The following is a 26,092-nucleotide window of genomic DNA, read 5'->3' as shown; positions in this document are numbered from 1 at the left end:
CCCCACGCAAGCCCTGTAAACCGCACTTCTTGAGGTATACGGCACCCCCTCACGGGGGGCGGGGTTGCCCGCGATGGGCTGCAACGCCGCCCCTACGAAAGCGGCTGAATGAGCGGATTTCCGCTTATCGAAAAGCGCGAGCGAGCAAGAATCCGCTCATTCGCGCTCGAGGAAATCCTCGCGTACCAACCCGTGCCGCTGCATCTTCTCGTTCAGCGTGCGCCGTGGCAGTTGCAGGGTTTCCATGACCGCCTTGATCTCGCCCTTGTGCTGGCGCAGTGCAGCACGCAGGCACTGGGCCTCGAACGCTTCCATCTGTTCGGCGAGGGAATGGCTCGCGCTGGTTGCTTCCAGGCCCGGCGAGTCCAGGCCCAGGGCGTGGCGTTCGGCGGCATTGGCCAGTTCGCGCACGTTGCCCGGCCAGTCGTGGGCCAGCAGCTGCGCCAGTTGCGCACCGGCCAGCGGTGGTGCAGCGCGGCCCAGGCGCTCGGCGGCCGCGCGGGCGAAGTGCTCGAACAGCAACGGGATGTCCTCGCGCCGCTCGCGCAAGGGTGCCAGGCGCAGTTCGGCGACATTCAGGCGGTAGGCCAGGTCTTCGCGGAAGCGTCCGGCACGGGCTTCTTCGAGCAGGTCGGGCTTGGTCGCGGCGATGATCCGCAGGTCTACGCTGATGCTCTGGTTGGCCCCCAGGCGCTCGAGTTTCTGCTCTTGGATCACGCGCAGCAGCTTGGCCTGTTGGGCCAGGGGCATGCTCTCGATCTCGTCGAGGAACACCGTGCCGCCATTGGCGTATTCCAGCTTGCCGATGCGCTTGCCCTGGGCGCCGGTGAAGGCGCCGCTCTCATGACCGAACAGCTCGGCCTCGAACAGCGACTCGGGGATCGCCGCACAGTTGAGGGCGACGAAGGGTTTGTCGGCGCGTGGCCCGAAGTCGTGCAGGCAGCGGGCGACACGCTCCTTGCCGCTGCCGGTCTCGCCACGGATCAGCACGTTGACCGGCAGGTTCGCCAGGTCCAGGACCTGCCGGCGCAATTGCTGCAGGCCCTGGGACATGCCCAGCAGGGTGCTTTCCAGGCGTGCCTTGAGGTCGGCCTGCTGGTGCAGGCGGCGGTTCTCCAGCACCAGTTGGCGTTTTTCCAGGGCCCGGCGCAGGCTGCCGAGCAGGGTCTGCGGCGTGAAGGGTTTTTCCAGGAAGTCATAGGCGCCGCTGCGCATGGCCTCCACCGCCATGGGCACGTCGCCGTGGCCGGTGAGCAGGATCACCGGCAGGTCGGGGTCCTGGCCCTGCAGCCGCTCGAGCAGTTGCAGGCCATCCATGCCCGGCATGCGCACGTCGCTGACGATCACCCCGGGGTAGTGGGGCGGCAATTGCGCCAGGCAATCCTCGGCACGGGCGAACAGTTGCACGCTGAAGCCCGACAGGCTCAGCCACTGTTCCACCGCGGTGCGGATACTGGCTTCATCGTCGACGACGATCACCGAATTCAACATACAGGCTCCAGGTCACGTGGCAGGGTAAGGCTCAGGCGGGCGCCGCCGGGCAGGTTCTCGGCCTGCAGTTGGCCGCCGGCCTCGTGGACGATGCCGTAGGAGATCGCCAGGCCCAGGCCGAGCCCTTCGCCCACCGGCTTGGTGGTGAAGAAGGGGTCGAAGACCTTGGCCAGGTCGGCCTCGGGGATGCCGCCACCGGAGTCGAGCACGCTCAGGCGCCAGTGGCCGTCATCGGCCTCGATACGGATCTCCAGGCGTTTGTAGCGCTTGTCGGCCATGGCATCGAGGGCGTTGCGCAACAGGTTGATCAGCACCTGCTCGAGGCGGATGGCATCGCCGCGTACCCAGGCCGGGCGTGCCAGGTACAGGGCCACTTCGACGCCTTCGCCGCGGATACGCGCCTCCAGCAGGTGCAGGGCCTGGTCGACCACGGTGGCCAGGTCCAGGCGCTCGCGCAGGCCGCCGGGACTGTTGCGGGCGAAGGTCTTGAGGTGGCCGGTCAGCGCGGCCATGCGCGTGAGCATCTGCTCCAGCGGCTCCAGGGCCTGGCGTGCCTCTTCGTGGCGGCCGTGGTCGAGCAGCAGGCGCAGGGTTTCCAGTTGCATGCGTTGGGTGGTCAGCGGCTGGTTGATCTCATGGGCCAGTGCCGCCGACATCTGCCCCAGGGCCGCCAGCTTGGCCGACTGCACCAACCCTTCCTGGGCGGTGCGCAGTTCGCGGGTGCGTTCCTCGACCAGACGCTTGAGCTCGTCGCGGCTGCGCTGGCGCAGGCGAGCCAGGCGCAGGCGCTGGCTGGCGAACAGGGCGGCGAACACCAGGCTCAGCCATACCGCGGCGGCGGCCAGGGCGGCGTTGCGGCCATCCTTGCTGACCTGCGGCTTGCGCAGCAGGTGCAAGGTCCAGCCCTCGGTTTCCAGCGGCAGGCTCTCCCACAGGTATTCTCCGGTGCCCTCGGGGCCTTGCACGCGGGTGAGGTGGCTGTTGTCGCCGAAGCGGGTCAGCACCTGGTGCTGCAGCGGCACCAGTGGCTGCTTGTCGTACTGGCGGGTCGCGGCCAGCTCGGCACGATCGGCGCTGGAGATCGGCAGCAGTTCGCGGTAGCGCCAGCCGTCCTGGTTGGCGATGAAGATGATGCCGCGGGCGTCGCTGACCAGCAGGATGTCGCTGCCCTGGCGCCATTCGCGCTCCAGCTCGGGAAACTCCAGCTTGACCACCATGGCGCCGAGGAAGCGCCCCTGTTCGTCGTGCACCGCGCTGGACAGGAAGTACCCCGGCACGCCACTGGTCACGCCGACGGCGTAGAAACTGCCGCTGCCCTGGCTGCGGGTCTGCTTGAAGTAGGGGCGAAAGCCGTAGTTGGAGCCGACGTAGCTGGTCGGCAGGCGCCAGTTGCTGGCGGCCACGGCCAGGCCGGTGCGGTCGAGCAGTTCCAGGGTGGAGGAGTTGGCGGCGCCGTTGATGCGTTCGAGCTTGCGGTTCAGGGCGTCCTGGCGCTGTTCGGTGAGTGGGCCGCGCAGGGCGTCGATCAATTCCGGGTCCAGGGCCAGCACGGCGGGCAGGGCGCGGTAGCGCTCGATCAGCGTATGCAGGGAGTTGGCGTACAGGGTCAACTGCTGGCTGGCCCGACGGGCGTCGGTCTCCATCGCCTGGCGCTTGGCCTGGTGCATGGCCCAGCCGGCGCTGAGCGCGGTACCGAGGAGGATCAGCAGGACGATCAGGGTCAGGCGCAGGGCTCGAAAAGAAAAAAGCATGAGGCGGATCCTTGGCCTGTGCGGGTGTGTGTTCTGGGGGCCAGTGTCGACCCCTTCGCGGGCGTGCCTGCGAAGAGGCCGAGCAGACCGACCTACAGCAGCTCGAAGCTCTGTTGCTGCACCGCCTGGGAGTCCAGGCCGACCTGGACATTGAACTGCCCGGGCTCGGCGACCCGTTGCAGTTGGCTATTGTAGAACCTAAGGTCCTGCTCGCCGATGCGGAAGGTCAAGGTCCGCGACTCGCCTGCCTTGAGCATCAGCTTCTGGAAGTTCTTCAGCTCCTTGACCGGGCGGCTCATGGACGCAGTGACATCCTGCAGGTACAGCTGCACCACGGTCTCGCCGTCGCGCTTGCCGGTGTTCTTCACCGTGACCTTGGCTTGCAGGCTGGCGCCGCGCTCGAGTGTCTTGTGCGAGAGCGTCAGGTTCGACAACTCGAAGGTGCTGTAGCTCAGGCCATAGCCGAACGGGTACAGCGGCCCATTGGGCTCCTCGAAGTACTGCGAGGTGTAGTTGCCCGGCTTGCCCGGCGTGTAGGGGCGGCCGATACGCAGGTGGTTGTAGTGCATCGGGATCTGCCCGACCGAGCGCGGGAAGGTGATCGCCAGCTTGCCGGACGGGTTGTAGTCGCCGAACAGAACGTCGGCGATGGCATTGCCGCCCTCGGTGCCGCTGAACCAGGTCTCGAGGATGGCATCGGCCTGTTCGCGCTCCCACGCGATCGACAGCGGCCGGCCATTCATCAGCACCAGCACCAGTGGCTTGCCGGTGGTCTTGAGGGCCTTGATCAGCTCACGCTGTACGGCAGGGATCTGCAGGCTGGTGCGGCTCGACGACTCGTGGGACATGCCGCGTGACTCGCCAACCACGGCCACCACCACGTCGGACTGCCGTGCCGCCTTGACCGCTTCGTCGATCAGTACCGCGGCCGGGCGCGGGTCGTCGACGATCTCCGGAGCATCGAAGTTGAGGAAGTTCAGGTAATCGACGATTGCCTTGTCGCCGGTGACGTTGGAGCCTTTGGCGTAGAGCAGGGTCGCCTTGTCGCCCAGGGCGCGACGCAGGCCTTCGCGCACGGTGACCGAGTGTTCCGGGCGGCCAGCGGCGGCCCAACTGCCCATCATGTCGATCGGCGCGTCGGCCAGCGGGCCGACCAGGGCGATGGTGCCGGTCTTCTTCAGTGGCAGGGTCTGGTTGCGGTTCTCCAGCAGCACCAGGCTGCGTCGTGCCACGTCGCGCGCGGTGTCGCGGTGCAGGCGGTCGTCGCTGTAGTAGTCCTTGAGGTCGTTCTCGGCCTTGCCAATGCGCAGGTACGGGTCCTTGAACAGGCCCATGTCGTACTTGGCGCCGAGGACTTCACGCACGGCCTGGTCCAGCTCGGCCTGGGTCACTTCACCTGACTCGAGCAGGCCCGGCAGTTCTTCGCCATAGAGGGTATCGTTCATGCTCATGTCGATGCCGGCCTTGATCGCCAGCTTCGCCGCCTCGCGGCCATCCTGGGCGACACCATGGCGGATCAGCTCCTGGATCGCGCCATGGTCGCTGATGGTCACGCCCTTGAAGCCCCATTCCTTGCGCAGCAGGTCGTTCATCAGCCAGGTATTGGCGGTGGCGGGCACGCCGTTGATCGAGTTGAGCGCGACCATCACGCCACCGGCACCCGCGTCGAGCGCGGCGCGGTAGGGCGGCAGGTAGTCGTTGTACATCTTCGGCAGGCTCATATCGACCGTGTTGTAGTCGCGCCCACCCTCCACCGCGCCATACAGGGCGAAATGCTTGACGATGGTCATGACGCTGTCGGGATTGGCCGGGCTCTTGCCCTGGAACGACTCGACCATCACCTTGGCGATCCGCGAGGTGAGGTAGGTGTCCTCGCCGAAGCCTTCGCTGGTGCGGCCCCAGCGCGGGTCGCGGGCGATATCGACCATGGGCGCGAAGGTCATGTCCAAGGCGTCGGCGGCGGCTTCGATGGCTGCGGTGCGGCCGACCTTGGCGATGGCATGCATGTCCCAGGTCGCGGCCAGGCCCAGGCCAATCGGGAAGAGGGTACGTTCACCGTGGATCGTGTCGTAGGCGAAGAACATCGGAATCTTCAGGCGGCTGCGCATGGCGGCATCCTGCATCGGCCGGTTCTCCGGGGCGGTGAGCGAGTTGAAGGTGCCACCGATGCGACCGGCGGCGATTTCCTCGCGGATCTTTTCGCGGGGCATTTCCGGGCCGATGCTGATCAGGCGCAACTGGCCGATCTTCTCCTCGACGGTCATTTGCTGGATCAAGTGGTCGATGAAGGCCTGCTTGTTTTGCAGGGGCGGTGCGGCGGTGGCGGCCAGGGCCGCCTGACTGGCAAGGCCCATGGCCAGGCCCAGCAAAGACAGTTTCATCATGGGTTCCGTTGTCGTGGCCTGTGCCGTATCCGGGGGATGCGTGCGGTCGGAGTTTTTCAGGCGGCTATCGAAGTTGTACAGTTCGCCGGGCTTGTTTTAGCCGATCGGCCCTGCATGATCCAGTGCGGCGGCGGATTATGCCTTATATGGCGCGCGTCATGAGATACACTCCCGCCGGCTGGATGCCGGGACAACTATAAGAACGATCGAGAGACCGAAGGCATGACTGACCTCAACGAATACGAGCAGCGGCTGATCGCCGAGGCCATCGCCCGGGCCGAACGGCGCACCGACGCGGAACTGGTGACGGTGCTGGCGCGTCGCGCCGACGACTACGCCTACTTGCCGTTGCTCTGGGCCGCGCTGCTGGCCCTGGCATTGCCCGGCCTGCTGCATGTGGCCCTGGGCTGGCCCGGTATCCGCGGCCTGCTGGTGGCCCAGGTGCTGCTGTTCATCGCCCTGTGCCTGCTGCTGCGCAACCCGCGCCTGGCCAGCCTCCTGGTGCCGCGCGTGCTGCGCCATCGGCGCGCCTCGGGGCTGGCGCGCCAGCAGTTCCTCGAACTGAACCTGCAACGCACCGCCGGTGCCACCGGGGTGCTGATCTTCGTCAGCGAGGCCGAGCACCACGTGGAGATCCTCGTCGACGAAGGCATCGCCCGGCACCTGCCGGAGCAGGCCCGGGCCGACATCGTGGCGCGCTTCACCGAGCAGGTGCGTCAGGGCCAGACCCTGCAGGGCTTCGTCGAGTGCATCGAGGCCTGTGGCGAGCTGCTCAGCGAGCATGTGCCGCCGACCCATGCGTGCAACGAACTGCCCAACCGCCTGGTGATCCTCGACTGAACCGCTTCTCCCCTGTGGGAGCAGGAGGGCTTCCATCGAGAAAACCTTCGCGCTGGCCGGGCATCGACGTAGAATGCCCGCCATTGCGCGTTGCGCTCCCCGCATACCGAGGCACCCATTTCCCATGTCCGCCAACCCTTCCGCTCCCACCGCGCCGGATGCGCGTGCCCAGTTCCTGAGCCTGCTGGCCGACGCCCTGGACGACGGCACCCTGGCCAGGCTGGTGCTGGCCCGCCATGTCGGTGACGACCCGACCCTGCAGCGGATCATCGCCAAGCCTGTGGTGGTCAAGGGCCAGCCCTGCCTGTCGCTGGTCTATCGCCACCAGACCCGCGACATCACCCGCAACCTGCCGCTGGAGCAGGCCAAGGCGCTGGTCGCCGAACTGCTGCCGCAGAGCTTTCGCAATGCCCACCTGTTCACCCGCGAGGGTGAGGTGCAACTGGGCTTCAGCAAGAAGGGCAAGCCGCAGCTCCTGCACCATGGCACGCAACCCCCGCGCGAAGCGCAGCCGGCGGCCGGGCACGACCGGGAGAAGAAGCGCTACCTGGCGTTGTCGCGGCCGTTCCTGCGTGACCTGGGCGTGACCGATGCCCAGGGCGCGTTGATCCCGTCCATGTCGCGCAAGTGGAAGCAGATCAACAAGTTCATCGAGGTCTTCGACCATGCCCTGGCCAGCGCGCCACTGGCGGCAGGCCAGCCGCTGCGGGTGGCCGACTTCGGTTCGGGCAAGGGCTACCTGACCTTCGCCATGCATGACTACCTGCGTAACAGCCTGGCGCGTGACGCCCAGGTCACCGGTGTCGAGCTGCGCCAGGACATGGTCGACCTGTGCAACGCCGCCGCCGCGCGCCTGCAGCATCCAGGGCTGGAGTTCCAGTGCGGCGACGTGCGCAGCGTGGTGCCCGAGGCCATCGAGGTGATGATCGCCCTGCATGCCTGCGACATCGCCACCGACTACGCCATCCATACCGGTATCCGCTGCAAGGCCGCGATCATCATGTGCTCGCCCTGCTGCCACAAGCAGATCCGCCCGCAGTTGCACAGCCCCGGCCTGCTCCAGCCGATGCTGCAGTACGGCCTGCACCTGGGGCAGCAGGCCGAGATGCTCACCGACAGCCTGCGCGCGCTGTACCTGGAGGCCTGTGGCTACGAGACCAAGGTGTTCGAGTTCATCTCGTTGGAGCACACCAACAAGAACAAGATGATCCTCGCGGTGAAGCGCCGGCAGGCGGCGGACAACACCGCGCTGCTCGAGAAGATCGGCCAGCTCAAGGCGTTCTATGGCGTCAAGGAGCATTGCCTGGAGACATTGCTGCGGGCTGATGGGTTGATTCCGGCTTGAAGCTTCTGCGCTGCCACGCTTCGTAAAGCCCTGCTCTAGGGAATGGTCCTGAGGTCATGTAGGGCCATTCCCACCCGAGCATGTGACGTCAGGAGCTGCTGCGGATCTGACACGTGTCGCCAGCTTGGTTTGTCAACGCAGCACCAGCCGTCCCGTGCTCTGACAGGGCAGTTTTGCCCCCGGTCTGCTCATCGGCGCCGGGCATGCTCGGCAGGCACCGCGATCGCCAACGCGGGGTTACCCAGCGGATGGCTGCTGGCATCGAAGAAATGCAGTGCGATCTGCGGCGTATCAGCGAAGCGTTGAGCGAAATGCTGTTTCTGGTTGATCACCGACGCCTCGCTCAACGGCCGGATGGCAATCGACAGGTGTTTCGGCCGGGCCTGGCGGATGGCGTCGAGCAGGTGCTGGTCGCTGGCGTCCAGGTGCTGGCCGAACAGGCACAGGCCCTGGTTTTCGCCGGCCAGTTGGCCCAACCCCCAGGACAGATAGTCCGACGCGCGGATGGCGCGCAGTTTTTCCTCGCTGCGGCTCTCGTTGACGAACAGCGGCACCTCGCCAGGAATGTTCACGGCAAAGCCATCGAGCAGTTCGCCGCCTTCGGCGCTGCGTTGGCGGGTGCTGCCGTCGGGCAGCTTGAGCAGGTGCAGGCCGCCGTGCAGGTGAACGATGCGGGTGCCTTCGGTGGCGGTACGGCGCACGTCGAAGAAACCCTGCTCGTCGAACAGCGTGGCGAAGCCCTCCGGCGCCTGCCCTACGGCCCAGGGCAGCAGCAGGTCGTAGTTGCTGGTATAGACGTTGCGATAGCCGCGCAGGGCCTGGTTGATCGTCGCCAGGATGGCGCCTGACACCTGCGCCCAGGGCAGGTGCACGACGCGCATGGCGTGGATCAGCGCTTCCTTGATCGAGTAGTAGCGGTTGAGCGGGGCGGTGGAGTTGATGGCCAGCGCGGCGTTGGCCCGCACCGTGGTGTTCAGGGTGCTGAGCACCGGCTCGAACAGCTCCGTGCCGAGGGCCTTGAACAAGGCCTGGTCGCTGACCCCCAGCGCCTTGTGCCGGACCCGCTGCGCCTCCTCGAACAGCGAGAAGTAGCCGAACGGCTTCCACAGTGCGCGGCTGGCGCCGTTGCCCAGCAGCAGGGCATCGCAGGGGTGGCGGTCGTTCAGGTCCGCCCAGGCGGGCAGGTGGGCGTCGAGAGCAGGCATCGCAGGTCCGTTGGGTAGGGCGAAGAACGTGGCGACTTTAGCATGTCGTGGATCTCGCGTGGCTGGCCACTGAAGTGGCGCACAAGACCGATAGGCTGGCGACGGCTGGAAGACATGTGTGAGAATGATAGGAATTCCTATTAACGACCCTGCCCACTCCTACGCGCAATGACATCCTTCACCACGCCCTGGGCCGGCGCCGCGCCGGCCTTCCAGGCGGTCGTCGACGACCTGCTCGCCCACTACAGCGACCTGCGCCGCTACCTGTGCGCCCGCCTGCGCAACCCTGACGATGCCGCCGACATCGCCCAGTCCAGCTTCGCCCAGGCCTACGCCCATGCCCTCAATGCGCCGGTGATCAATGCCCGCGCGCTGTTGTTCCAGGCCGCGCGCAACCTGTGCATCGACCAGTACCGCCGGCGCAGCACCGAACTGGCAGCGCTGGAGGACTGGTTGGCCCGCGCCGATGCGCTCAGCCCCAGTGTCGAGGAGATCATGATCGCCCGCGAGCAGTTGCAGCAGCTGATCGCCCGCATCGAGCGCATGCCGCGCCTGCGCCGCGAAGTCTTCGTCCGTGTGCGTCTGCATGGGCAGAGCCACCGCGAGGTGTGCCAGGCGCTGGGCCTGTCGGCCAAGTCGGTGGAGCTGCATATTGCCCGCGCGGTGTTCGACCTGTCCGAACTGCGCCTGGCCGTGCGTCATGGTTGAGTCGGTGTCACCGCGCAAGGTGCAGCAGGCGCTGATGTATCTGGCGGCCTTGCACGGCGATGACCCGGAGCGGGTGCGCCAGGTCGGTGGCCAGGTGCAGCGCTGGCGCGGCAGGAGCGACGAGCACGAACGCGCCTGGCAGGAGGCCGAACAGCGCTGGCAGATGGTTCATCGCCTGGCACCACAGCTGCGGGGGGCGGTGCAGCCGCAGCCCTACGACCCGGCCCGTCGGCGCTTGCTGCGCCAGGGGAGTGCCCTGGCCGTGGTGCTGGCGGCCGGTGGCTGGCTGGGGTGGATGTTCAAGCGTACCTCACCCTTCCAGCACGACCTGCAGACCGCCCACGCCGAAGCGCCGCGCGCCGTCGCGCTGCCTGACGGCAGCCAGTTGCTGGCGGCTGCCGAGACCAACCTGCGGGTGCGCTTCGACCATGGCCAGCGCCAGGTGCTGTTGTTGCACGGCAATGTGTTCTTCGACGTCGCCCACGAGATGTGGCGGCCGTTTCTGGTCAGCACCCGCCTGGGCTGGGTAGAGGTGCTCGGCACCGCCTTCAGCGTCAGCGACCGTGGCGGTCGGGTGCAGGTGGCAGTTGCCCGGGGGCGGGTCCAGGTGCGCGACCTGCAAGGCGGCGAGCAGATTCTGGTGGCCGGTGAGCGTCTCTGCCTGGACGAGCAGGGCCGGCTGGGTCCGCTGCGCTCCGGCGGTCGCTTCGGCCCCGAGCTGGGCCACTGGCAGCGCGGCTGGTGGTCGTTCACCGACCAGGCGCTGGCGGATGTCATCGGCGAACTCAATGCCTACCTGGCGCAGCCGCTCCGGGTCGATCCTGGCGCGGCAGGGTTGCGCCTGACCGGTAGCTTCCCCAGCGACCGACCCGAGGTGCTGCTCGAAGCACTGCCACGGATCCTCCCGGTACGCCTGGTGGAGGAGGGCGGTCGACGCCTGGTGCAGCGACGTTGAAACAGGCCGGCAGATTTTTTGAGGGGTAACGCGAAGGTGCTGCGTCATCACAGGTGAATCCACCTTCTGCAAGGACCGATCATGTCGCTTTACCCCACCCGCTTCCCCGGCACCCTGCGCCGTTTGGCCCTGGCCTGCGCCTTGGGTGGCGCGGGCCTGGCGCCCGCCGTCGCGCTGGCCGACAGCCAGCCGCTGGCGCTGGACCTGCCAAGCCAGTCCCTGGAGGCCACCGTGCATGCCCTGGCCCATGAGTCAGGTGTGGCCATCGCGGCCGACAGCCGTGTGCTCGCCGGCCGCAGCGCACCGGCCCTGCGGGGGCGCTACACGGTGTTGCAAGCCTTGCAGCAGTTGCTGCAGGGCAGTGACCTGGTGGCGGTCGAGGAAAACGGTGTGGTGATCCTGCGCAGCAGCAGCGAGGCGGGCGCCCTGACCCTCGGGGCGACCACGGTCAACGCCAGCGGCTTCGCCAGTGACCTGCCCGACGCCTACAGCGGCGGCCAGGTCGCCCGCGGTGCGCGGGTTGGCCTGTTGGGCAACCGCGACATCATGGACACGCCGTTCAACATCACCGCGTATACCGCGCAGGCCATCGAGAACCAGCAGAGCGGCACGGTCGGCGCGGTGTTGCGCAACGATCCGTCGATCCGCTTCAGCACTGGCGAAGGCCATGCCTACGAGAACTTCATGATCCGCGGTTACTCCCTGGACTCCACTGAGCTTGCGGTGAACGGCCTGTACGGCCTGGCGCCGGATGGCCATGTGCCGACCGAGTTCCTCGAGCGGGTCGAGGTGCTCAAGGGGCCGGGGGCACTGCTTTCCGGCATGGCGCCCAATGGCGGTGTGGGCGGCGTGATCAACCTGGTGCCCAAGCGCGCTGGCGATGCGCCGCTGACGCGCCTGACCACCAGCTACGTGTCCGATGGTTTCGTCGCCGAGCACATCGACCTGAGCCGGCGCTTCGCCGACGGTCGCTTCGGCATCCGCTTCAACGGCGTCTACGGTAGCGGCGACACCGGTGTGGACCAGCAATCCAAGGATCGCACCCTCGCGTCCCTGGCGCTCGATTATCGGGGCGACGACTTCAAGCTCGAGCTCGATGCCTACGAGACCCATGAGAAACTCGACAACGGCAGCCCGATGATGGCCGGCTTCAGCAAGCTGGGCCAGGTGACCAAGGCCCCCAAGCCCGACACCAACATCCTCGAAGGCATCCATGCCAAGCAGATCAGTAAAGCCGTGGTGCTGCACGGTGAATATGAGCTGGACGAGCACTGGACCGCCTTCGCCAGCGTCGGTGGCGCGCGGACCCGCTACGACGGCTTTCTCAACGGTACCCGGGTCATCGTCACCAAGGCCGACGGCACGGCCACTGGCGAAACCTACAACCAGGCCGGCTACACCCACAGCCTGTCCACCGAGGCTGGCCTGCGCGGCAACTTCATGACCGGTGACGTGAGCCACCAACTGGTGCTCAGTGCCACCCTGCTGCACCAGGACATCGGCCGTGCGCCGACCGTCACCGGGCCGAAGTACACCACCAGCATCTACCACCCGGGCAAGGCGGTGATCGCCGGCGACCATGGCAGCAGCGACAAGACCGGCGACAACACCTTGTCCAGCTTCGCCCTGGCCGACACCCTGGGTTTCGTCGATGACCGCGTGCTGCTGACCCTGGGGGTACGGGCCCAGCGGGTACGCCAGAAAATGAGCAACCCCGCCTACGACGAGCGCAAGCTGACCCCGGCCCTGGGGATCGTGGTCAAGCCCTGGGATGCGCCGTTATCGCTGTATGCCAACTACATCGAAGGGCTGACCCAGGGCGGCATGGTCACTGACCTCAAGGCGGCCAACTATGGCGAGCAGTTCGCACCGTACGTGGCCAGGCAGATGGAAACCGGCGTGAAGTGGGACCTGGGCGATTTCAGTCATACCCTGGCGGTGTTCCAGATCGAGAAGCCGAGCATGATCAAGGACGGCGGGGCCGACGAGTACCGCTACACCGACGATGGCGAGCAGCGCAACCGCGGCGTGGAATGGAACATGTTCGGCGAGGTCGTGCCCGGCGTACGTCTGCTCGGTGGCGTGACCTATACCCGTGCCAGGCTGACCAAGACCGCCAACGGCCAGCTCGACGGCAATACCGCCCGTGGCGTGCCGCAGTGGTCGGCCAACCTTGGCGCCGAGTGGGACCTGCCGTGGGTAGAGGGCCTGACCCTGACCGCCCTGGGCATCCACAGCAGTTCCCAGTACCTGGACGACGAGAACACGCTGAAGATCCCCCAGTGGACTCGCTATGACCTGGGCGCACGCTATGCCACCAAGGTGTTGAGCAAGGACGTGACCCTGCGTGCCAGCCTGGAAAACGTCGAGAACCGCGCCTATTGGGCCGGGGTGTTCAACCCTGGCTACGCCACGGTGAGCGAGCCGCGAACCCTGAAACTCTCCGCCAGTGTCGACTTCTGAGGTGAACATGCATCGATTCGCGTGCTGTGGGTGTGCGGTGCTCATGGCCGCCGCTTGTGCGGGTGGGGCCCAGGCCGCGCCGGACCAAGGGCTGCGGGTAGGCCAGGTCGTCAGCGGCCGGGCCCTCGAGGCCTCCCAGTCCGTCTGGCCACTGTCGCTCAAGGCCGGGGACCTGGTTCGTGGCTGGGTCGATGGCGATGTCAGCCTGCGCTTGCTCGATGAGCGCGGGCAATCGCTGCGCCTGCTGCTCGATGGCCTCGACCAGCCCCGCGAGTTCCTGTTCGTCGCCGGGCGCGACGGCCGTTTCGGCCTGCGCGCCGAGCCCCTGCCGATCCGCCCGGGGGCCCACTTCAGCTTGCGCCTGGAGCAGGTGCTGGCGGCCAGCGAGCAGCGCCGTGCTCCGGTGCCGCTGGCCAGCCCGACCCTGCGCGAGCTGGCCGGGCAACTCGCTAACGGTGGCGACACGGCAGCGTTCTGGCAGGCGCGTGCCGAACAGGGCACGCCCTTGGTCGAGGCGGTTCCCGGCAAGCCCGGGCAGCGCCTGGTCACCTTCCTCTGGCGCGGTGCCAGGGACAACGTGCGTATGTTCGGCGCCCCGAGTGGCAGCCACGAGGCGTTGCAGCGCCTGGGCGAAAGCGATGTCTGGTACCGCAGTTTCGAGGTACCCGCCGCTACGCGGCTGAGCTACCAGATGGCCCCGGATGTACCCCCCTCGGACGACCGCCGGGTGATCCTCGCCAGCACGCGCCGCGACCCGCTCAACCCCAACACCTTCGCCGACGCCAGCGGTGACCCCTGGTTGTCACGTTCCCGCCTGGAGCTGCCCGACGCTGCGCCGCAGCCGTGGAGTGCCGAGCGGCCGGGCGTGGCCCGTGGCAGCGTCGAGCGCAAGCGCCTGGCCAGCCGGTCGCTGGGCAACGAGCGTGACATCTACCTGTACCGCCCGGCTGGCTGGCGCCTGGGCCAGGCCGACCAAGGCCTGCTGGTGCTGTTCGACGCCCACGCCTACACCCGCCAGGTACCGACCCCGACGATCCTCGACAACCTGATCGCCGAAGGTCGGATACCGCCCACGGCGGCGATCATCATCGCCAATCCCAGTGACCTCAGCCGTCAACAGGAACTGCCGCCCAACCCAGCCTTCGCGCGCTTCATGGCCGAGGAACTGATGCCCTGGGCGCATCGGCAAGGGATCTCGGCGCAGGCCTCGCACACCGTGGTCGCCGGCTCCAGCTACGGCGGCCTGGCCGCAGCTTACATGGGGCTCAGGCATCCGGAGCTGTTCGGTAACGTGCTGAGCCTGTCGGGTTCCTACTGGTGGGCCAGGGAGGGCGAGGAGCCTGGCTGGCTGACCCGCGAGTACGTCAAGGTGCCCCGCCTGCCGCTGCGTTTCTACCTGCAGGCCGGGCTGTTCGAAGGGCCCAGGATCCTCGACAGCAATCGCCACCTGCGTGATGTGCTGCTGGCCAAGGGGTATGAGGTCGAGCAAGTCGAATATCCGGCGGGGCACGACTACCTGCAATGGCGGGGGAGCCTGCCGTGCGGGTTGGTCAGCCTGCTCGGCAAAGGGACGCAAACCGTAGCCGAGGCGTGCAGGTATCCTCAAGGCATCGATCCTTGAAACAGGCATGCCAGCGGTAAGCGGCGTCACTCCTCCCGTACGGCTTGCCGCTGCCTGTTGCGCCACACCCGGTACGCCCGGATCCCCGCCCGCACCGAGCCGAACAGTAGTTTGTCCTCCATCTCCCGCGCCATCCCCGAGCGCACCAGCATGCGCAGGAAGGGGCCACGGGCGCGGGCGATGCTGAAGTGGATGCCCTGGGCGGCGAGGGTATCGCGTACTTCGCGCAGGGCGGCGATGCCGCTGACGTCGATGCGGGTCACCGCCTCGGCGTCGAACAGTACGGCCTGGGGCTTGCTCTCCTGCTGCACGGCGTCGAGCAGGCGCATCTTGAAGTAGTCGGCGTTGAAGAACAGGATCGCGTCGTCGAAGCGGTACACCACCAGGCCTGGGACGGTGCGGGCGTCGGGGTGGTGGCGGATGTCGACCTGGCCTTCGATACCGGGCGCCCAGCCGAGCACGGCGTCGGTGGGCTGGTAGATGCTGTACAGCAGGCGCAGGATCGCCAGGGTCACGGCGAAGATGATGCCCGGCAACACGCCCAGGCCGAGCACGCCCACGGTGGTCAGCAGGCACAGGCAGAACTCGAAGCGGCTGAGCCTGTAGATCTTGCCCAGGGACTTCACATCGATCAGCCCCCAGCCGGCCATCAGCAGCACGGCGCCCAGGGCGGCCTGGGGAATCCAGGCCATGGGCGCGGTGAAGAACAGCAGGATCAAGGCGATCACCAGCGCGGCGATGATGCCCACCAATTGGCTCTTGCCGCCGACCATGTCGTTGACCGCGGTCCGCGAATCGGCGCCGCTGATGGCGAAGCCCTGGGAGATCCCGGCGGCCAGGTTGCTGACGCCAAGGGCGACGAACTCATGGTTGGCGTTGAGCGCGTAGCCGTGGCGGGCGGCGAAGCTGCGGGCGGTGAGCATGGCGCTGCAGAAGCTCACCGTGGCGATACCCAGGGCATCGCGCAGCAGGCTCTTGGTTTCCGCCAGGTTGCTCTGCGGCCAGGCCAGCTCCGGGATACCCGCCGGCACCGGGCCGAGGATGGCCACGCCGAAACGGTCCAGGCCGAACAGCCCCGCCAGCAGGGTGAACAGCGCCACCGTCAGTAGCGCCGCGGGCAGGCGCGGATAACGGCGCGGCAGCCAGATCAGCAGGCCTAGGCCGGCCAGGCCGATGGCCAGGGTCAGCCAGTGGATCTCACCCAGACGCTGGAGGAAGTCGAGCAAGCTGAGGATGAAACCGTCGCCTTCGATCCTGAACCCCACCACCTTGCTCAATTGCCCGGCGATCAGGCTCAGGCCGATGCCGTTGAGGTAGCCGATCAGGATCGGCCGCGAGAAGAAACTGGCGATGAACCCGGCCCGGGCCACCCCGGCGGCGATCAGCATCAGCCCCACCAGCACGGTGACGATCACCGCCAGCTCGGCGGTGCGCTGCGTATCGCCCATGGCCAGCGGCGCCACGGCGCCGGCGATCATGGCGCAGGTCGCCGCGTCCGGGCCGACCATCAATTGCCGCGAACTGCCGATCAGGGCGTAGACCATCATCGGCAGCACGCAGGCATACAGCCCGTATTGTGGCGGCAGACCGACGATCTGGGCATAGGCGATGGCGATGGGAATCTGGATCGCGGCCACGGACAGGCCTGCCTGCAGGTCGGCATGGAACCACTCGCGGCGGTAGTGGAGGAGGTTGGCCAGGCCGGGTAGCCAGCGGGAGAGAAACATGCGCAGTCCTTTCGAAATGTTTCGCAGTGCTTCGAGCATATGCGCCCGAAGCCGTTTCGCTTGCAAGTGGAATCCAGAGGGCATTCAAGCCGATCGGCGAAGAGATGGCCAGAGGCCATATAACGAAAGGAGGGCACGAAAAAAGGAGCAGAAGCTCCTTTTGACAGGCGATGACGCTGCTGGAACGTCATGCGGGAAAGCGATATGGAGCGGGTGATGGGAATCGAACCCACGCTAGCAGCTTGGGAAGCTGCAGTTCTGCCATTGAACTACACCCGCTTCGGAGCCCGACTTTTTACCAGAACCCTCGCGCCATGAGAAGCCCGAGTTGTAAAAAGACCTGTCGACGCCCCGTAGCCTGCGGGTGCTGGAGGCTACGGGACGCCGAGACGGTCAGATGGCCAATGCATGCTGCCCCTGTACGTACGGGTGGCGTTGACGGGGCGCACGCACGGTTGGCTTGAGGAAGCCGAGCATGGCGGTGCGGGTATCTTCACAGGCGCTCTTGTGCTCCATGTCGAGGAAGTGGCCGGCGTCGCGGATCACGCTGAAGTGGCTTTGCTGCACATGCTGGCCGAACTGCCGGGCATCCTCGACGGTGGTGTACTCGTCACGCTCGCCATTGATGAACAGCACCGGGATGTCGATGTTGTGCGCGGCCTTCAGTGCCCGCTGCAGGTCATGCTGCAGCACCTGGTTGATGTGGAAGTGCATCTGCGCGTACTCGTGGCTGTCGAGGCTGCTGACGTGGCGGTAGTTGAAGCGCTTGAACAGCGACGGCAGGTACTTGCCGATGGTGTCGTTGACCAGGTTGCCCACCTGGTAGCGGTCGCAGGCGGCCAGGTACTGGCAACCGCGCTCCAGGTAGTCGCGCATGGGTTCGTTGATCACCGGCGAAAACGAACTGACGATGGCCTTGCGTACCCGTCGCGGCTGGTACGCAAGGGCCAGCAGTGCGCAGGCGCCGCCCCAGGAAAAGGACATCACGTGGTCGGCCTGGAAGTGCTCGATCAGCTCGAGGAGGATATGCGCCTCGGTCTCCTTGGTGATCAGCCGTTCCTGGCGGTTGTGCGGCTTGGACTTGCCAGCGTAGGGCTGGTCGTACAGCACGACATTGAACTGCGGGTGCAGGCTGCGCACCGTCTGGGCAAAGGAGGCCGTGGTGGCCAGGGAGCCGTTGATCAGGATGATCGTCTTCTCGGCGGCTTCGGCGCGATGGAACTCCGTGTAAACCCGGTACTGACCTTGGATATCAAGCACAGCGATTTCTGGCCTCATGTCATCGACTCCTGGCGCAAAAAGGGTATTCGCGTCACCTAGGGTGCACGTTCTTCATGACAGGTAGGCATACGCCTCGAAGAGAAACCGGAGCCCTTGTGTCGATCCTTGGCACGCGTGTCGACGGTATTGTTTTAGGTGGGCAATCTGCCGTGCCCCAGGGCATCGAGGCCCCGGGTGGCCGGCAAAAAGGTGTCTTGGACTGCGGTTGTGACCGATAAGTCACATGCAGACCGACGAGTTAGGATTCAAGCAGCAGGGGCGGGATCCTGCAAGTGCCGTTCGGGGAATCCTGCGGGGAAAACCGCTGGGCGGTCGTTTGGGGAATGCCGGTCAATCCAGGGGCCTTGTAGTCCGAGGGCTGCAGCAGCCCCATCCCCATCCCCATCCGTTCGGACCGAAGCGATCTCCTGCTCGGTGAGTTCGCGGAACTCACCCGGCGCCAGGGCAGGGTCGAGCTGGATAGGCCCCATGCATTCGCGGTGCAGCCCGACCACCTTGTTCTGGAAGTGGCCGAACATGCGCTTGACCTGGTGATAACGCCCCTCGACGATCGCCAGGCGTGCCTGGCGCGGCCCGAGGATGTCCAGCCGGGCGGGCTGGGTGGTGAGGTTTTCGAAGGCGAAGTAGAAGCCTTCGTGGAACTTGGCGACATAGTGCTCGCCGATCTCGTCCTCGGTCTGGACGTGGTAGACCTTGGGCAGCTTGGTACCAGGCTGGGTCAGGCGGCGCGACCATTGTCCGTCGTTGGTCAGGATCATCAGCCCGGTGGTGTTGTAGTCCAGGCGCCCGGCGATGTGCAGGTCGCCGCGCAGCCCAGCGGGCAGCAGGTCGAGCACCGTGCGGTGCCGTGGGTCCTGGGTCGCGCTGACGTAACCGGCGGGCTTGTGCAGCATTAGGTAGCGCGCCGGGTGGCCGGCCTGGAGCACTTGGCCGTCCACCTCGATGCGGTCGAACGCACGGACCTCATGACGGGGGTCGCTCACCACCGCATCGCCCACGCGGACACGCCGCTGGACCAGCAGCAGGCGGACCTGCTGGCGGTTGTAGCAGGGGTGGTTGGCGAGGAAACGGTCTAGGCGCATGGCGGCAGGTCGGGAGAAAAGAGCGCAGTCTAGCGCCGCGTTGCTTCGGCGTGCTCGCTGAGCGACGCGCAGCGAGGGCACAGGCAGGCCTTGTCGCGCAGTTCGGCGGGCACGGCCTGGAGCGCGGCTGGGTCGATGGTCACCGCGAAGCACCAGCAGTTCTGCGTGGCGCTACGAGGGTCGGCCAGGCTGCACTGGTTGAGGGCGCCACAGGCGGGGCAGTGCTGTTGGTCATTCATGTTGCGATCATCGGGCTGGTACATCTTGCGCCGGAGTATATCCGAAGGGGAGGGAGGAGGCGGCGTCGCTTGGGCGGGACGGACAAGCTGTTTCAAGTTATTGCAAAAATGGCACTGTACCTGGGCGCGACGGTCTTATTCGATGTCGATGAACGCTTATCCGTCGACGCTCGCCAGCGCCGCTGGGTCGGGCACTCCAGCGGTCCAGGAGGCCGCCATGTACCGTCGAATGCTGCTGATCGCCCTGCTGGGCCTGTTGACCACCGCCTGCGCACCCTACCATGGGGGCGGGGGGTATTACCGCACGGACTACTACACCAGCGATCGCTATGCTTATCCGGGCCATTACCGCTACGACCGCTATTACGTCGCGCCGCAACCGCGCTACTACTACCAGCCCGCGCCACGTTACTACCGGCCGGCGCCCGCACCGCACTACAAGCCCTATCCACCGCCTGTCGTGAAGCAATGGCACGGTAACCCGCGTCATGACTACGGCAACCGCCATCGCTACGATTACGGCAGGGATCGGGACCGGCATGATTACCGCAACGACAACCGGCGCTACCAGAACGAGCGCTGGCACTCCAATGGCCGGGGCGAAGACAAGCGCCGACCTGATGGCCGGCAGGGGGACCGTAACTGGCGGCGTTGAGGCCAATGCCCGGCAGTCAGGTAGCGGCCTACCTGGATGTCAAAAACCACGGAATCCCCACAGGCCATGGCGTGCCGCCATGGCCTGGAGGAAACTTGCTCACCCTAGGTCGGCCAACGGATGCCGCCCCTCCCACACCTTGGCGAAATGCGCCTCGACCACCGCGGCCGGGACCTGGGCGATGTCCGGCCAGTGCCAGCGCGGCTGGTTGTCCTTGTCCAGCAGGCGCGCACGCACGCCTTCGCTGAACTCTGGATGACGGCAGCAGTTCAGGCTCATGGTGTATTCCATCTGGAACACCTGGGCCAGGGACAGGTAGCGCGCCCGGCGGATCTGCTCCCATACCAGGTGCGCCGTCAGCGGGCAGCCCTCGTGCAGCCGCTGCCCGGCCTCGGCCAGCAGCGGGTCGGCATGCTGGCTCAAGCCGCACAGGGCGCGCCAGGCCGCCACCGGGTCGGCCACATCGAGCAAGGCATCGATCTGCTCCCGGCGCGGGAGCCACTGGGCCTCGGGCAATTCGGCGCAGGCCCGATGCTGCTCGGCCTTGAGCAGGCTGTTCAGTTGCAGGACGGTCTGCTCCTGCCAGTTCAGTTGCAGCAGTTCCTCGATCAACGCCTCCTGCTGGTATTCGCCGAGCAAGCGGTCGGCCAGGCCCAGGTCGAGGGCATCACGGGCATTGATCGGCGCGCCGGTCAGGCCGAGGAACAGGCCGAGCTTGCCCGGCAGGCGGGCGAGGAACCAACTGGCGCCGACATCCGGGTACAGGCCGATGCTGATCTCCGGCATGGCCAGCCGGCTGCTGGGGGTGACGATACGCACGCCGGCTCCCTGCAACAGGCCCATGCCGCCGCCCAGCACGTGGCCATGCCCCCAGCACAGCAGGGGCTTGGGGTAGGTGTGCAGGCGGTAGTCGAGCCGGTATTCGGCGGCGAAGAAGGTCGCGGCCAGCGCAGGCACGCTGCCAGGATGGTCACGGCAGGCATTGACCAGCGCTCGCACATCGCCGCCGGCGCAGAACGCCCTGGGGCCATTGCCGCGCACCAGTACGCAGACGATGCCAGGGTCGCTGGCCCAGGCCCGCAGGTGCTCGTCGAGAACCTCGATCATTGGCAGGCTCAGGGCATTGAGCGTCTTGGGCGCGTCCAGTGTGGCGATGCCGATGCGCGCGCCTTCGGCACCGGTGAGTACTTCGCAATGAATGGACATGGGCTACCTCACGCAAGTCATCGCACAAGTATGGTTCGCCAGTGGGATCGTGCCCGTCGTCGGTCGGATCGATTGACAAGGCCGGACGGCTTACCTAGTGTCGCGCCATTGTTTACGGATGGCCCCATGACTGACGACGATCGCATCAAACTCGAACCCAGCTGGAAAGCCGCGCTGCGCGCCGAGTTCGACCAGCCTTACATGAAGCAGCTGCGTGAGTTCCTGCGCCAGGAATACGCTGCCGGCAAGGAGATCTACCCGCCGGGGCCGCTGATCTTCAATGCCCTGAATTCCACGCCACTGGACAAGGTGAAGGTGGTCATCCTCGGCCAGGACCCCTACCACGGCCCAGGCCAGGCCCATGGCCTGTGCTTCTCGGTGCAGCCGGGCGTGCCCACGCCGCCGTCGCTGGTGAACATCTACAAGGAACTGCAGCGCGACCTCAACCTGCCCATCCCCAACCATGGCTATCTGCAGAGCTGGGCCGACCAGGGCGTGTTGTTGCTCAACACCACCATGACCGTGCAGCGCGGCAATGCTGCCTCGCACGCCAACGCCGGCTGGCAGCCGTTCACCGACCGCATCATCCAGGTGGTCAGCGAGCAGTGCGAGAACGTGGTGTTCCTGCTGTGGGGGGCCCATGCCCAGAGCAAGCAGAAGCTGATCGATGGCACCAAGCACCTGGTGCTCAAGTCGGTGCACCCGTCGCCGCTGTCGGCCTATCGCGGGTTCTTCGGTTGCGGGCATTTCAGCCGGGCCAACGGCTTCCTCGAACAGCGCGGGCTGGCGCCGATCGACTGGGCGTTGCCGCCGCTCTGATCCTGGATCCAGGGGGCTTTGTCAGTTGGGGCACGAAGCGCCCCAAATGGCATTGGGCAAGCCCGCCGGCCTGGCGAATCAGCCGTCGTTCCAGCGCCGGAACAACGGCTCGGCGAGAAACAGCACGAACAACAAGCGCATCACCTGCAGCGCCGTCACCAGTGGCACCGACAACTGCAAGGTCTCCGCCGTCAGGCTCATCTCGGCAATGCCGCCGGGCATCATGCCCAGGGTCAGCGAGCGCAGGTCCAGGTGGGTCAGCAGGCTCAAGGCCCAGGCCGCCGCAGCGGCGATGAGCATGCTCAGCGCCGTGGCCAGCAGGGTGCGGCCGAGGAAGGACGGTGCGCGGCGGAAGAAGGCACGGTTGAAGTGGCAGGCCAGGCCGCTGCCGATCAGCCATTGGCCGACCTGGCTGGCGCCCGGCGGCAGGGCGATCTGCAGGTTGCCCGCCAGGCTCGCGCAGGCGGCCACCAGCAGTGGACCGAACAGCCAGGGGTTGGGCTGGCGCAGGCGTTGCCAGCCCAGTGCGGCCAGTACCCCGAGCGGCGCGATCAGTGCCAGCCACCCCCAACTGACGCTGGCGGAATGGTTCAGCGGCATGCCATCGCCGAGCAAGAACTTGAACAGCGCCGGCACGCACAACACTACCGCCAGCACCCGCAGGCTCTGGGCCGCGGCCACCTGGCTGAGCACCGCGCCGTTGCGCGCGCCAAGGTTGACCATCTCTCCCGAGCCGCCCGGCATGCTGGCGAAGAACGCCGTGGCACGGTCTTCGCCGGTGCGTCGTAGCAGCCATACGCCGATCACCGCCGACAGGGTGGTGAACAGCGCACCGAAGAAGATCAGGGCGAAGTGCCCGGCCACCTGCTCGATCACCGCTGGGGTGAAGTGCAGGCCAATGCCGATGCCGATGATCCACTGGCCGCATTTGCGGCCATTGGGGATTTCCGTCAACTGCCAGGGCGTCAGGCAGCGCACCAGGATGATCGCCAGCAGCGAGCCGACCATCCACGGCAAGGGCCAGCCGACCTTGCTGGCGAGAAACCCGCCAGCAAGGCCGACCAGCCCGGTGGCCCAGAACAGCGGCAACGACCGGTCAGGCATCGGCCATGGCCCGGCGTTGCAGGCTGCGCTTGCGCCAGATGCGCAGCAGCGGCAGGGTCAGCATGAAGACGGTCAGTACCCATACCACCAGGCTGATCGGGCTCGACCAGAGGATGCCCAGCTCGCCGTTGGAGATCGACAGGGCACGGCGCAGGTTCTGCTCCATCAGGCCGCCGAGGATGAAGCCGAGCAGGATCGGCGACAGCGGGAAGTCCAGCTTGCGCAAGATGTAGCCCATGATGCCGATGCCGACCATCAGGAACAGGTCGAAGGTGGTGGCATGCACGGCATATACGCCGATCGCGGTGATGATCGCGATCACTGGCACCAGCGCCCAGTTCGGTACCGCGAGGATGCGGGTGAAGATGCGGATCATCGGGATGTTCAGGATCACCAGCATGATGTTGGCGATGAACAGCGAGGCGATCAGGCCCCAGACGATGTCTGGCTGCTGTTCGAACAGCAGCGGGCCCGGGGTGATGTTGTACAGGGTCAGCGCGCCGATCATCACCGCGGTGGTGCCCGAGCCCGGTACGCCGAGGGTCAGCATCGGCACCAGGGCGCCGCAGCAGGAGGCGCCGATGGCGGTTTCCGGGGCGGCCAGGCCGCGTGCATCGCCCTTGCCGAACTTGCCCTCGGCACCGGCGATGCGCTTCTCGGTCATGTAGGCCACGGCACTGGCCAGGGTCGCACCGGCGCCGGGCAGCACGCCCATGATGAAGCCCAGCAGGCCGCAGCGGATGTTGACGACGAACACCGAGGCCGCTTCCTTGAGGTTGAACAGCATGCGCCCGGTGGCCTTGACCGCCGCGTGGCCATGGTGGGTCTTTTCCAGCAGCAGGAGGATCTCGCTGATCGAGAACAGGCCCAGTACCAGCACGACGAACTGGATACCGTCGGCCAGGTGCACGCTGTCGCCGGTGAAGCGGTACACGCCGCTGTTGGCATCGATGCCGACGCTGGAGAGGAACAGGCCGATCAGCGCGGCGATGAAGGTCTTGAGTGGCTTGTCGCCGGCCATGCCGCCAAGACAGACGATGGCGAACACCATCAGCACGAAGTATTCCGCCGGGCCGAAGGCGATCGCCCATTTGGCCAGCAGCGGGGCGAACAGCACCATGCCGCAGGTGGCGATGAAGGCGCCGATGAACGAACTCCAGGCCGACAGCGACAGGGCCACGCCAGCCAGGCCCTGGCGGGCCATGGGGTAGCCGTCGAGGGTGGTCATCACGGTGGAGGCTTCACCGGGGATGTTCAGCAGGATCGAGCTGATCCGACCGCCATACTCGCAGCCCAGGTACACCGCGGCCAGCAGGATCAGCGCCGACTCTGGGGGCAGGCCCAGGGCGAAGGCGATGGGGATCAGCAGGGCGACGCCGTTGATCGGGCCCAGGCCCGGCAGCAGGCCGACCACGGTGCCGATCAGGGTGCCGATCAGGGCGGTGATCAGGTTGTACGGGCTCAGGGCGACGCCGAAGCCCTGGCCCAGGTAGCTCAAGGTATCCATGTGTCAGTTCTCCAGTACGTCCAGCAGGCCAAGGGGCAGGGGCACGTCCATCACGTGGTCGAACAGCCAGTAGAGCAGTGCGCTCATGGCCGCGACCACGATGACGCTGGACAACCAGCGCCCGCCGTACAGCCGGGCCATCGGCACGCCGACGAGGATGGCGCTGAGGATGAAACCCAGGGACTCGAAGGTGCTGGCGAAGACGATCAACAGGCCGACACAGGTCGTGATCTTGATCAGGGTGGGGCGGTCCAGCTCTGGCTCGTCGTCCTTGCGCACGATGGGCGTAGGACGAAAGGCAAGGTAGAGCAGCGCCACGCCCATCAGGCCGAGCATCAGCAGCGGGTAGGCGCGGGGGCCCACCGGTTCGTAGGAAAACGCGGCCTGGTAAGGCCAGGCCATCACGGCCAGGGCGGCGCACACCGCCAGCAGGGCCAGGGCGAAGATGCGTTGCAGGATCATCGAAGAATCCTCGGTAGTCTCGACTGTGGGCGCGGCCTGGTGTCGCGAAAGGCCGCCCCCGCATGGCTCTAGTGTCCTGTCTTGGAAATACGTTCTCTTTTGGCGAGTGGCTTGGGTGTTCGGCCAAGGCGCCGCGACGAGTCATAGCAGGGCTATGGCGAGGAGTGGCAACGCCGGCCGGGCGCCCAAGACGCCGCCAAAAGCGAACAGCTTATTTCCGAGACAGGACACTAACTGTTACTGGATCAGCCCGAATTCCCGGGCCAGCGCCTTGTAGTCGGCAACCTGTTTCTTCACGTAGCCGTCGAGTTCTTCGCCGGTCATGGCGAACGGGAACAGCTCGCGCTGGTCGCGCAGCTTGGCGAAGTCCTCCGAGGCCAGCAGCTTGTCGAACGAGGCTTTCCACCAGGTGTAGTCCTCGTCGCTGACCTTCGGCCCCAGGTAGAAGCCGCGCACCACCGGCCAGACGATGTCGTAGCCCTGCTCCTTGGCGGTGGGGATGTCCTTCATCTCAGGCTCGTCCAGGCGGTTTTCGGAGAACACCGCCAGGATGCGCATGTCGCCGCTCTGGATGTGCGGCATGGAGTCGGAGATGTCGGTGGAGCCGACCTGGATGTGCCCGCCGAGCAGCGCAGTGGCGATCTCGCCGCCGCCTTCCAGGGCTACGTAGCGCAGGTCACGCGGGTCGATGCCGGCGGCCTTGGCGATCAGTGCGGTCTGCATCCAGTCCTGGCTGCCGACGGTGCCGCCGGAGCCGATCACCACCTTGCCCGGGTCCTTCTTCAGCGCTGCGACCAGGTCGTCGAGGTTCTTGTAGGGTGAGTCCTTCTTCACCGCGATGGCGCCGTAGCTGGTGCCGACCGCCGCCAGCCACTTCACGGCGTTCTCGTCGAAGCGGCCGAACTTGCCCTGGGCCAGGTTGAGCAGCGAGCCGCTGGACCAGGCCACCAGGGTCCCGCCATCGGCCGGACGCTGCGCGACAACGGCGTTGTAGGCCACCGCGCCGACGCCGCCGGGCATGTAGGTCACGCGCATGGGCTTGCTGAGGATCTTCTCGTTGACCAGGGCGCTCTGCACCAGCTTGCAGGTCAGGTCGAAGCCGCCGCCGGGCGAGGCGGGGGCGATGCATTCTGGGCGTTTCGGCTCGGCGGCCAGGGCGTTGCCGGCCAGCAGCAGGCAGCCGGTGGCGAGGACGAGGCGGCGCAGTGAAAAGGTCATCGTCTATCTCCGTGAGGCATTGTTGTTGT

The 26,092-nt window shown here is 66.6% G+C and carries 20 protein-coding genes, 1 tRNA gene and 1 pseudogene; 8 read left to right on the top strand and 14 right to left on the bottom strand.

The genetic code is table 11. The features are described 5' to 3' along the window. Window positions 1–156: 156 nt before the first annotated feature. The 3 genes from ACDI39_RS11540 to bglX all read right to left on the bottom strand — a co-directional run bounded on the left by ACDI39_RS11540 (window position 157) and on the right by bglX (window position 5,626). Window positions 157–1,491, bottom strand: a complete 1,335-nt coding sequence (locus ACDI39_RS11540) for a sigma-54-dependent transcriptional regulator (RefSeq protein WP_486538703.1) — start codon at window positions 1,489–1,491, stop codon at window positions 157–159. Next, on the bottom strand, window positions 1,485–3,242 hold the full coding sequence (locus ACDI39_RS11535) for a sensor histidine kinase (RefSeq protein WP_225788054.1): 1,758 nt from the start codon (window positions 3,240–3,242) through the stop codon (window positions 1,485–1,487). Before ACDI39_RS11535 ends, ACDI39_RS11540 begins: the two co-directional genes overlap by 7 nt. Window positions 3,243–3,334: 92 nt before the next feature. Then, window positions 3,335–5,626, bottom strand: a complete 2,292-nt coding sequence (gene bglX / locus ACDI39_RS11530; protein ID WP_486538701.1) for a beta-glucosidase BglX — start codon at window positions 5,624–5,626, stop codon at window positions 3,335–3,337. A gap of 222 nt (window positions 5,627–5,848) precedes the next feature. On the opposite strand from bglX, the gene ACDI39_RS11525 reads away from it, so the two are divergent. After that, window positions 5,849–6,466 (top strand): TPM domain-containing protein, encoded by a 618-nt coding sequence (locus tag ACDI39_RS11525; RefSeq protein ID WP_225788056.1) that lies wholly within the window; start codon window positions 5,849–5,851, stop codon window positions 6,464–6,466. 124 nt (window positions 6,467–6,590) lie between these two features. Then, window positions 6,591–7,811, top strand: a complete 1,221-nt coding sequence (locus ACDI39_RS11520) for a class I SAM-dependent methyltransferase (RefSeq protein WP_225788057.1) — start codon at window positions 6,591–6,593, stop codon at window positions 7,809–7,811. A 188-nt stretch (window positions 7,812–7,999) separates the two neighbouring features. Here the strand turns inward: ACDI39_RS11520 and ACDI39_RS11515 are convergent, their stop codons facing one another. After that, window positions 8,000–9,016, bottom strand: a complete 1,017-nt coding sequence (locus tag ACDI39_RS11515; RefSeq protein WP_486538698.1) for a DUF4917 family protein — start codon at window positions 9,014–9,016, stop codon at window positions 8,000–8,002. Window positions 9,017–9,184: 168 nt separating this feature from the next. Between ACDI39_RS11515 and ACDI39_RS11510 the strand changes: the two genes are divergently transcribed. The 4 genes from ACDI39_RS11510 (at window position 9,185) to ACDI39_RS11495 (ending at window position 14,763) form a co-directional block, all read left to right on the top strand. Further along, entirely contained in the window at window positions 9,185–9,724 is a 540-nt protein-coding gene (locus ACDI39_RS11510) for an RNA polymerase sigma factor (protein WP_225788059.1), read from the top strand. Further along, on the top strand, window positions 9,717–10,679 hold the full coding sequence (locus ACDI39_RS11505; protein ID WP_225788060.1) for a FecR family protein: 963 nt from the start codon (window positions 9,717–9,719) through the stop codon (window positions 10,677–10,679). Before ACDI39_RS11510 ends, ACDI39_RS11505 begins: the two co-directional genes overlap by 8 nt. Window positions 10,680–10,760: 81 nt before the next feature. Further along, the gene (locus ACDI39_RS11500) at window positions 10,761–13,142 is read left to right on the top strand and encodes a TonB-dependent receptor (protein ID WP_253091133.1); all 2,382 of its coding nucleotides are present in this window, start codon (window positions 10,761–10,763) and stop codon (window positions 13,140–13,142) included. A gap of 43 nt (window positions 13,143–13,185) precedes the next feature. Continuing rightward, on the top strand, window positions 13,186–14,763 hold the full coding sequence (locus ACDI39_RS11495) for an alpha/beta hydrolase (RefSeq protein ID WP_225788062.1): 1,578 nt from the start codon (window positions 13,186–13,188) through the stop codon (window positions 14,761–14,763). 26 nt (window positions 14,764–14,789) lie between these two features. Here ACDI39_RS11495 and ACDI39_RS11490 read toward each other — a convergent pair whose 3' ends face one another. The 5 genes and pseudogenes from ACDI39_RS11490 to ACDI39_RS11470 all read right to left on the bottom strand — a co-directional run bounded on the left by ACDI39_RS11490 (window position 14,790) and on the right by ACDI39_RS11470 (window position 19,092). Then, window positions 14,790–16,490: a SulP family inorganic anion transporter gene (locus ACDI39_RS11490; RefSeq protein WP_225788063.1), complete on the bottom strand. Its 1,701-nt coding sequence runs from the start codon at window positions 16,488–16,490 to the stop codon at window positions 14,790–14,792. Between the two features lie 205 nt (window positions 16,491–16,695). After that, a tRNA-Gly gene (locus ACDI39_RS11485) sits at window positions 16,696–16,769 on the bottom strand. Window positions 16,770–16,883: 114 nt separating this feature from the next. Beyond that, entirely contained in the window at window positions 16,884–17,768 is an 885-nt protein-coding gene (locus tag ACDI39_RS11480) for an alpha/beta fold hydrolase (protein ID WP_225788064.1), read from the bottom strand. 395 nt (window positions 17,769–18,163) lie between these two features. Continuing rightward, window positions 18,164–18,853 (bottom strand): annotated as a pseudogene (locus tag ACDI39_RS11475) (pseudouridine synthase); the annotation flags it as partial. A 29-nt stretch (window positions 18,854–18,882) separates the two neighbouring features. Next, window positions 18,883–19,092, bottom strand: a complete 210-nt coding sequence (locus tag ACDI39_RS11470; protein WP_225788066.1) for a cysteine-rich CWC family protein — start codon at window positions 19,090–19,092, stop codon at window positions 18,883–18,885. 217 nt (window positions 19,093–19,309) lie between these two features. Here ACDI39_RS11470 and ACDI39_RS11465 point away from each other — a divergent pair, with 217 nt between their 5' ends. Further along, window positions 19,310–19,747: a hypothetical protein gene (locus ACDI39_RS11465; protein ID WP_225788067.1), complete on the top strand. Its 438-nt coding sequence runs from the start codon at window positions 19,310–19,312 to the stop codon at window positions 19,745–19,747. 99 nt (window positions 19,748–19,846) lie between these two features. On the opposite strand, the gene ACDI39_RS11460 is transcribed toward ACDI39_RS11465, so the two are convergent. After that, entirely contained in the window at window positions 19,847–20,953 is a 1,107-nt protein-coding gene (locus tag ACDI39_RS11460; protein ID WP_225788068.1) for an enoyl-CoA hydratase/isomerase family protein, read from the bottom strand. 126 nt (window positions 20,954–21,079) lie between these two features. Between ACDI39_RS11460 and ung the strand changes: the two genes are divergently transcribed. Continuing rightward, entirely contained in the window at window positions 21,080–21,772 is a 693-nt protein-coding gene (gene ung / locus ACDI39_RS11455; protein WP_253091137.1) for a uracil-DNA glycosylase, read from the top strand. Between the two features lie 78 nt (window positions 21,773–21,850). On the opposite strand, the gene ACDI39_RS11450 is transcribed toward ung, so the two are convergent. From ACDI39_RS11450 to ACDI39_RS11435, 4 genes are all read right to left on the bottom strand, one after another. Next, window positions 21,851–22,876, bottom strand: coding sequence for an AbrB family transcriptional regulator (locus ACDI39_RS11450; RefSeq protein WP_225788070.1), 1,026 nt, complete (start codon window positions 22,874–22,876; stop codon window positions 21,851–21,853). After that, on the bottom strand, window positions 22,869–24,383 hold the full coding sequence (locus tag ACDI39_RS11445) for a tripartite tricarboxylate transporter permease (RefSeq protein WP_253099614.1): 1,515 nt from the start codon (window positions 24,381–24,383) through the stop codon (window positions 22,869–22,871). Before ACDI39_RS11445 ends, ACDI39_RS11450 begins: the two co-directional genes overlap by 8 nt. Before the next feature lie 3 nt (window positions 24,384–24,386). Continuing rightward, window positions 24,387–24,845, bottom strand: coding sequence for a tripartite tricarboxylate transporter TctB family protein (locus tag ACDI39_RS11440; RefSeq protein WP_225788072.1), 459 nt, complete (start codon window positions 24,843–24,845; stop codon window positions 24,387–24,389). Between the two features lie 237 nt (window positions 24,846–25,082). Beyond that, on the bottom strand, window positions 25,083–26,063 hold the full coding sequence (locus ACDI39_RS11435; protein WP_253080387.1) for a Bug family tripartite tricarboxylate transporter substrate binding protein: 981 nt from the start codon (window positions 26,061–26,063) through the stop codon (window positions 25,083–25,085). Window positions 26,064–26,092: the final 29 nt, after the last annotated feature.

The organism is Pseudomonas sp. Tun-23181 (assembly GCF_057415455.1).
The sequence above is the reverse complement of the archived record's forward strand: the minus strand, read 5'-3'. Positions and strand labels throughout refer to the sequence as shown.

Excerpts from the sequence above, each read along its gene's own strand:
- ACDI39_RS11540 (WP_486538703.1), bottom strand. The coding sequence starts at position 1,491 with ATGTTGAATTCGGTGATCGTCGTCGACGATGAAGCCAGTATCCGCACC.
- ACDI39_RS11535 (WP_225788054.1), bottom strand. The coding sequence starts at position 3,242 with ATGCTTTTTTCTTTTCGAGCCCTGCGCCTGACCCTGATCGTCCTGCTG.
- bglX (WP_486538701.1), bottom strand. The coding sequence starts at position 5,626 with ATGATGAAACTGTCTTTGCTGGGCCTGGCCATGGGCCTTGCCAGTCAG.
- ACDI39_RS11525 (WP_225788056.1), top strand. The coding sequence starts at position 5,849 with ATGACTGACCTCAACGAATACGAGCAGCGGCTGATCGCCGAGGCCATC.
- ACDI39_RS11520 (WP_225788057.1), top strand. The coding sequence starts at position 6,591 with ATGTCCGCCAACCCTTCCGCTCCCACCGCGCCGGATGCGCGTGCCCAG.
- ACDI39_RS11515 (WP_486538698.1), bottom strand. The coding sequence starts at position 9,016 with ATGCCTGCTCTCGACGCCCACCTGCCCGCCTGGGCGGACCTGAACGAC.
- ACDI39_RS11510 (WP_225788059.1), top strand. The coding sequence starts at position 9,185 with ATGACATCCTTCACCACGCCCTGGGCCGGCGCCGCGCCGGCCTTCCAG.
- ACDI39_RS11505 (WP_225788060.1), top strand. The coding sequence starts at position 9,717 with ATGGTTGAGTCGGTGTCACCGCGCAAGGTGCAGCAGGCGCTGATGTAT.
- ACDI39_RS11500 (WP_253091133.1), top strand. The coding sequence starts at position 10,761 with ATGTCGCTTTACCCCACCCGCTTCCCCGGCACCCTGCGCCGTTTGGCC.
- ACDI39_RS11495 (WP_225788062.1), top strand. The coding sequence starts at position 13,186 with ATGGCCGCCGCTTGTGCGGGTGGGGCCCAGGCCGCGCCGGACCAAGGG.
- ACDI39_RS11490 (WP_225788063.1), bottom strand. The coding sequence starts at position 16,490 with ATGTTTCTCTCCCGCTGGCTACCCGGCCTGGCCAACCTCCTCCACTAC.
- ACDI39_RS11480 (WP_225788064.1), bottom strand. The coding sequence starts at position 17,768 with ATGAGGCCAGAAATCGCTGTGCTTGATATCCAAGGTCAGTACCGGGTT.
- ACDI39_RS11470 (WP_225788066.1), bottom strand. The coding sequence starts at position 19,092 with ATGAATGACCAACAGCACTGCCCCGCCTGTGGCGCCCTCAACCAGTGC.
- ACDI39_RS11465 (WP_225788067.1), top strand. The coding sequence starts at position 19,310 with ATGTACCGTCGAATGCTGCTGATCGCCCTGCTGGGCCTGTTGACCACC.
- ACDI39_RS11460 (WP_225788068.1), bottom strand. The coding sequence starts at position 20,953 with ATGTCCATTCATTGCGAAGTACTCACCGGTGCCGAAGGCGCGCGCATC.
- ung (WP_253091137.1), top strand. The coding sequence starts at position 21,080 with ATGACTGACGACGATCGCATCAAACTCGAACCCAGCTGGAAAGCCGCG.
- ACDI39_RS11450 (WP_225788070.1), bottom strand. The coding sequence starts at position 22,876 with ATGCCTGACCGGTCGTTGCCGCTGTTCTGGGCCACCGGGCTGGTCGGC.
- ACDI39_RS11445 (WP_253099614.1), bottom strand. The coding sequence starts at position 24,383 with ATGGATACCTTGAGCTACCTGGGCCAGGGCTTCGGCGTCGCCCTGAGC.
- ACDI39_RS11440 (WP_225788072.1), bottom strand. The coding sequence starts at position 24,845 with ATGATCCTGCAACGCATCTTCGCCCTGGCCCTGCTGGCGGTGTGCGCC.
- ACDI39_RS11435 (WP_253080387.1), bottom strand. The coding sequence starts at position 26,063 with ATGACCTTTTCACTGCGCCGCCTCGTCCTCGCCACCGGCTGCCTGCTG.